The sequence below is a fragment of the Pseudoflavonifractor phocaeensis genome, assembly GCF_016901735.1.
In the GTDB taxonomy this organism is placed as follows: Bacteria; Bacillota; Clostridia; order Oscillospirales; family Oscillospiraceae; genus Pseudoflavonifractor_A.
The window spans coordinates 21,316-27,387 of sequence record NZ_JACLZC010000040.1 but is presented as its reverse complement, the minus strand read 5'-3'; the positions used below and the strand labels follow the sequence as shown (position 1 = coordinate 27,387).

Annotated in this window: 6 protein-coding genes and 2 pseudogenes; 7 read left to right on the top strand and 1 reads right to left on the bottom strand. The window is 59.3% G+C overall.

Annotated elements, in window-relative coordinates:
• The 6 genes and pseudogenes from H7U37_RS09655 to H7U37_RS09630 all read left to right on the top strand — a co-directional run.
• Positions 1–188: pseudogene (locus H7U37_RS09655) on the top strand (hypothetical protein); the annotation flags it as partial.
• 118 nt (positions 189–306) lie between these two features.
• Entirely contained in the window at positions 307–498 is a 192-nt protein-coding gene (locus H7U37_RS09650) for a transposon-encoded TnpW family protein (RefSeq protein WP_055059682.1), read from the top strand.
• An 11-nt stretch (positions 499–509) separates the two neighbouring features.
• A pseudogene (locus tag H7U37_RS09645) lies at positions 510–1,205 on the top strand (DNA topoisomerase); the annotation flags it as partial.
• Entirely contained in the window at positions 1,202–1,483 is a 282-nt protein-coding gene (locus H7U37_RS09640; protein WP_054334841.1) for a hypothetical protein, read from the top strand. The pseudogene H7U37_RS09645 and the gene H7U37_RS09640, both read left to right, overlap by 4 nt.
• 2 nt (positions 1,484–1,485) lie before the next feature.
• Positions 1,486–4,569 carry an LPD16 domain-containing protein gene (locus H7U37_RS09635; RefSeq protein ID WP_204875431.1) on the top strand — a complete coding sequence of 1,028 codons (3,084 nt, stop codon included), beginning with the start codon at positions 1,486–1,488 and terminating at the stop codon, positions 4,567–4,569.
• A 1-nt stretch (position 4,570) separates the two neighbouring features.
• Positions 4,571–4,786 carry a transposon-transfer assisting family protein gene (locus tag H7U37_RS09630; protein ID WP_204875430.1) on the top strand — a complete coding sequence of 72 codons (216 nt, stop codon included), beginning with the start codon at positions 4,571–4,573 and terminating at the stop codon, positions 4,784–4,786.
• Positions 4,787–5,428: 642 nt separating this feature from the next.
• Here H7U37_RS09630 and H7U37_RS16090 read toward each other — a convergent pair.
• Positions 5,429–5,557 carry a hypothetical protein gene (locus H7U37_RS16090; protein ID WP_272873480.1) on the bottom strand — a complete coding sequence of 43 codons (129 nt, stop codon included), beginning with the start codon at positions 5,555–5,557 and terminating at the stop codon, positions 5,429–5,431.
• Positions 5,558–5,634: 77 nt separating this feature from the next.
• Between H7U37_RS16090 and H7U37_RS15760 the strand changes: the two genes are divergently transcribed.
• On the top strand, positions 5,635–5,991 hold the full coding sequence (locus tag H7U37_RS15760) for a TnpV protein (protein ID WP_243414292.1): 357 nt from the start codon (positions 5,635–5,637) through the stop codon (positions 5,989–5,991).
• Positions 5,992–6,072 lie beyond the last annotated feature (81 nt).

The window sequence follows — 6,072 nt, the reverse complement described above, 5'->3', positions numbered from 1 at the left end:
ACCTGCTTGCAGACGGGAAAGAGCTTGCCAGCGAGGACCTTGTAAAGGCCGCAGCCGAAGCCGGAATATCCGAGAGGACGGTACAGAACGCCAAGCGCAACATGGGCGGCATTTTGGGCGCAAGGCGCGTCGGCGGTCAATGGTACAACTTCATCAAGAAGAAGCAGCCACCCGAACCCGCAAGCTGAAAACGCAAAGTGCAGACCCTTTGCGCTTTGCACTTTCGCACTTTCAGAGTTATAGAAGAATGACTATAAGCCCTTGTGCGCCGTAGCATGAGGGCTTTTTTCATGGAAAGGAGAGCTTATGAGCAATAAAGCCAGCACCCCCGCAAACGCTTCCCCTCTGACCGTAAAGGAAGCAGAACAGCCCGATATTGTGAAGAAAATCGGAAACACGACCTATCGGGTAAAAATCCATTTCAGCACCACCAGCAAGGAAACTATGAGCGATAAAATCAAGCGGCTCATTATGAACGATTGCGGGAAAATTTCTTAAAACCACCTTGACAAAACGTATCAGAGGACACGCTGCTTTCTGCGATGGAAACTGCCGGAAAGGACGATATGCCGGAGGATGCCGAGCGCAAGGGGCTGGGCACCCCCGCCACCCGCGCCGGGATTTTGGAAAAGCTGGTGTCCACCGGCTTTCTGGAACGCAAAAAGAGCAAGAAAACCGTGCAGCTTTTGCCGTCCCACGATGCCATTTCCCTGATTACCGTCCTGCCGGAGCAGCTGCAATCCCCGCTGCTGACCGCCGAGTGGGAGTACCGGCTGGGCGAGATCGAGCGCGGCGAGCTGGCCCCGGAGGACTTCATGGCCGAGATTACCGCCATGCTGAAGGAGCTGGTGGGGACCTATCAGGTCATCAAGGGCAGCGAGTACCTGTTTGCCCCGCCCCGCGAGGTGGTGGGCAAATGCCCCCGCTGCGGCGGTGAAATTGCAGAAATGCAAAAAGGCTTCTTCTGCCAGGACAAATCTTGCAAATTTGCGATCTGGAAGAACAACAACTGGTGGGCAGCGAAGCGCAAACAGCCCACCAAGGCCATCGTGGCGGCGCTGCTCAAAGATGGCCGCACCCATGTGACGGGGCTGTACTCCGAGAAAAGCGGCAGGACCTACGACGCCACCGTGGTGCTGGAAGATACCGGCCAGTACGTCAACTTCAAGCTGGAATTTGACCGGCAGAAAGGCGGCGGCAAATGAAACTGAGTTTGTATGAACAGGAAACCATTATCCTCTACAACCAGGCCGAGGCCACCGCCGAGGTCTATTCTCACGACCCGCGCCTGCTGGAAAAGCTGCGGAGGCTGGCGGAAAAATACCCGGACCAGATCGTGAAAAAGGACCGCCAGACCTTCACGGTGCCCAAACGCTGCGTGTCGGTGCGGGAGCCGTACAGCGCCGAGCGCCGCAAGGCCGCCAGCGAACGGGCCAAGGCCGCCGGGTACAAACCGCCCGTCCCGAAAGCGGGCGGCAAGTGAGCATGGGCGAGAGCGTCTTTGAAGTCGTAAAACAGTCCGTCACCGCCAGAGAGGCGGCGGAGCTTTACGGCATCGCGGTGGGACGCGGCGGCATGGCCTGCTGTCCCTTCCACGATGACCGCCACCCCAGCATGAAGGTGGACACCCGTTTCCACTGTTTTGGCTGCGGTGCAGACGGCGACGTGATCGACTTCACCGCCCGGCTCTATGGCCTGTCCCCCAAAGAGGCTGCCGAAAAGCTGGCCCAGGATTTTGGCCTTTCCTATGACAGCAAGGCCCCGCCCCGGCGAAGCTATGTCCGGCAAAAATCCGAGGCGCAGGTGCGGAAAGAAAAACGGGAACACGGCTGGCGCGTCCTGACAGACTACTATCACTTGCTCCGAAAATGGGAGGCCGACTATTCCCCCAAGACGCCGGACAAGGACCCGCACCCGCGCTTTTTGGAGGCCATCCAGAAAAAAGATTACATGGGCTATCTGCTGGACACCTTTCTCGACAGCAGCACCGAGGAACAGGACCAGTGGATCGCAGAACACACTGCTGAAATTTCGGCCATAGAAGGGAGAGTGAACATCATGGCTGACAAACCCACCAACCGGGAACGGTTGCAGCAAATCACGGCGGGCATCGAGCAGGGCATCAAGGAGCTGTTCGAGAGCGAAAAGTATATGCGCTATCTGTCCGTAATGTCCCGGTTCCACCGCTACTCCGTCAACAACACCATGCTCATCTATATGCAGAAGCCGGACGCCACGCTGGTGGCTGGGTACAACAAGTGGAAAAATCAGTTTGAGCGCCATGTGAAGCGCGGCGAACACGGCATCACCATCATCGCGCCCACGCCGTTCAAGAAAAAGATCGAGGAACAGAAGCTGGACCCGGACACCAAGGCCCCCATCCTGGACGCAGAGGGCAAGGCAGTCATGGAAGAAAAAGAAATCGAAATCCCTATGTTCCGCCCGGTGAAGGTGTTTGATGTGAGCCAGACGGACGGGAAACCGCTGCCGGAGCTGGCGTCCTCCCTGTCCGGGAACGTCCAGAACTACGAGGCTTTCATGGAGGCCCTGCGCCGGTCCGCGCCGGTGCCGCTCTCCGTGGAGCCGATGGCCGCCAACATGGACGGGTATTTTTCGCCGGACCAGCAGCGCATCGCCATCCGAGCAGGCATGAGCGAGGTACAGACCGTTTCCGCCGCCGTCCATGAGATCGCCCACAGCAAGCTGCACAACTACGCCAAGGCACAGGAGGAAGCGGCCAGGGCCGGTGACAAGGAGCCGCCCAAGAAGAAAGACCGCAACACCGAGGAGGTGGAGGCCGAGAGCATTTCCTACGCGGTTTGCCAGTATTACGGTATCCAGACCGGCGAGAACAGCTTCGGCTATATCGCCAACTGGAGCCAGGGTAAGGAGCTGCCGGAGTTGCGGGCCAGTTTAGAGACCATCAACAAGGCAGCCGGGGAACTGATCGCGGACATTGACCGGCATTATAAGGTTATCTGCAAGGAGCGCGGCATTGACCTGACCGCTGCCCCGGAACCGCAGCGGGACCCTATCGAGCAGTTGGCAGCCGACATCGACCAGTTTTCTTTTGACTATGATACCTATGAATACCGGGATCAGGTGGACAATCGGGAGGATGCGCTGCGGGAACTGACCGCTACGCTCCGCAGCGGGGATGCCAGCGGTGTTCGGGACTGGCTCCAGGAAATTGCCGATGAAAATGAACCTGGAGAAGCGGCCACAAAAGCTGCCGAGCTGTTGGATCGTCTGGAGCAACTGGTGCCGGAACCTGACCCCAACCTTGTGAAAATGGCGGATGAAGCGAGGGCGATGGGCGTAGAAACCACCCCGCCCAGCACCGAGTACCGCGAGGCCCTGCTGGTGCTGGACGATACCACCTATCTTCATGTTCAGCCCTGCGACACCGGCTGGGACTACACGCTCTACGATATGGCGACCATGAAGCAGCTGGACGGCGGCCAGCTGGATGCGCCGGAGCTGCCCCTGTCCACCGCCGCGCTGAAAATCTGTGAGATGCACGGCATGGGCGGCCAATCCATCCAGTATGCGCCGCTGTCCATGATCGAGACCTTGCAGGAAGCGGCTGTCCAGCAGATGCAGACAGAGGCTCAGGCCGCCGCCCCGGAAACCACTCAGCTGCCGGACGCCCCGGAACAGCATCTGGACGAATATCCCATGCCGGACCCGACGCTGACCCAGGACGATTTGGAAAAGTGCGGCTATCTGGACGGGGACCTTCTGCCCCTTTCCAAAGAACGCGCCTATGAGCTGATGGAGCGTGATCTGACCGTTTACATCATCCAGCAGGGCGAGAACCCGGCGATGGCTTTTGATACCGCCGATCTGGACGCCCACGACGGGATCTTCGCCGTCACCCGCGAGGAATGGGAGGAAAGCCCGGCTTTCGATGCCCAGGTCAAGGAGCGCATGGACCACCAGCAGGAACGGGAGCAGGCGTTCCTCAACCATGAGGGCGACTGCTTCGCTATTTATCAGGTGAAGCACACCGACGAGCTGCGGGATATTCGCTACGAGGGGCTGGAATGGCTCAAGTCCATCGGGCAGACGGTGCAGCGGGACAATTATGATCTGGTCTACACCGCGCCGCTGCCCCCTGGCGACCTGAAAGGCAGCGTGCTGGACAATCTTGAATACCGCTTCAACAATGAACACCCCGCCGACTACCGCCACCCATCCATGAGCGTCAGCGACATCGTTGCCATCAAGCGGGACGGCAAGGTATCCTGTCATTACTGCGACAGCTTCGGCTTTGCCGAGGTTCCCGGATTCCTGCCGGACAACCCGCTGAAAAATGCGGAGATGGCCGTGGAGGATGACTACGGCATGATCGACGGTATCATCAACAACGGCCCCAAGGAGCAGACGGTGGCCCAGCTGGAACAGCAGGCCCGCAGCGGCCAGCCCATTTCCCTGATGGACCTGGCTGCCGCCGCCCACCGGGAGGACCGGGACAAGAAGAAATCCGTTGTGGAGCAGCTGAAAAGCCAGCCCAAACCCGAACATAAAAAGACAGCGCCCAAAAAGAGCGCGGAAAGGGAGATCTGATATGAACGCTTTGACCTTTGAGGAAACCAACCTGCTGTGCATCTACAACCCCGGCACCCGCCAGGGGGCCATCGAGGCCCTGACCGAGATGCGCGGCCACTTGCAGGCGGACGAGGCCGAGCTGCTGGCCCTGACTGACAGCACCCTCGCCAAGCTGCGCGCCATGACCGAGGCCGAGTTTGACGAGCTGGAGCTGTACCCGGATTTTGACGAGTAACCCCCTGTTTTGACCCGCTGGGGCGGCCGCTGTGCCGCCCCATTTTCATATCCGAATGAAGGGAGGATAGAACCCCATGCCAACTAAAGCAGAACAATACGCGCAGATGGCCGACCAGGTGGCGCGGCAGCTCACCGGCAGCTGGCAGGAGTGGGCGGGCTTTCTCACCACCGCCGCCCGCCTCTACAAATATCCGTTCCATGAGCAGCTGATGATCTACGCCCAGCGCCCGGATGCCACCGCCTGCGCCGAGTACGACCTGTGGAACAACCGCATGGGCCGGTATGTGCGGCGCGGGTCCAAGGGTATCGCGCTGGTGGATGATTCCGGGGACCGGCCCCGGCTGCGCTATGTATTCGACATTTCCGACACTGGCACCCGTGAACACTCCCGCACCCCCTGGCTGTGGACGATGAACGAGGAACACGCCGCGCCGGTCATGGCGATGCTGGAGCGCAACTACAATGTGGGCGGTAACGACCTGGCCCAGCAGCTGGCCGATGTGGCCGCCGGGCTGGCGGAAGAATACTGGACGGATCACCGGCAAGACATTCTCTACATCGTTGACGGTTCCTTTTTGGAGGAGTACGATGAGTACAACATCGAAGTCCAGTTCAAATCCGCCGCCGCTGTCAGCATTACCTACGCCCTGATGTCCCGCTGTGGGCTGGAGCCGGAGCAGTATTTCAGCCATGAGGATTTCATGGCGATTTTCGACTTCAATACCCCTGCCACCGTGGGGGCGCTGGGCACGGCGGTCAGCCAAATCAATCAACAGGTGCTGCGGCAGATCGGCGTTACCATCCAGAACTATGAGCGCGCCAAGAGCGCGGAAAGGAGTGCCACACATGGAGAACAACCTGACTTACACGAGGAACGGAGATTACCTGATCCCCGACCTGAAGCTGTCCGAACAGACGGAGAAGCCCCTGGGCAAGTACGGCAGGATGAGGAAAGCGTACCTGAAAGAACACCGGCCCATCCTCTACAACCAGCTGCTGATGAGCGAGAAGCTGTACCCGCATCTTCTGGAGATCGACGAGACCGCGAACAGCCGTCTCGAACAGATGATGCCCCGGCTGGCAGAGTCGGCGGGCGCGACGGAGGCGCTGAAAGCCCGCGACCCGATGGTCTGGGTGGGCCTGATGAACACCTGCAAGGCCCAGGCGGAGGAGATTCTGCTGGCGGAACTTATCAACAGCTGACCTTAAACCTGTTCCTCTCCGAAGCGGAACAAATCCAGAATATCGACGAAGCAGAGAGTGTGAAAACGCCCTCTGCTTTTT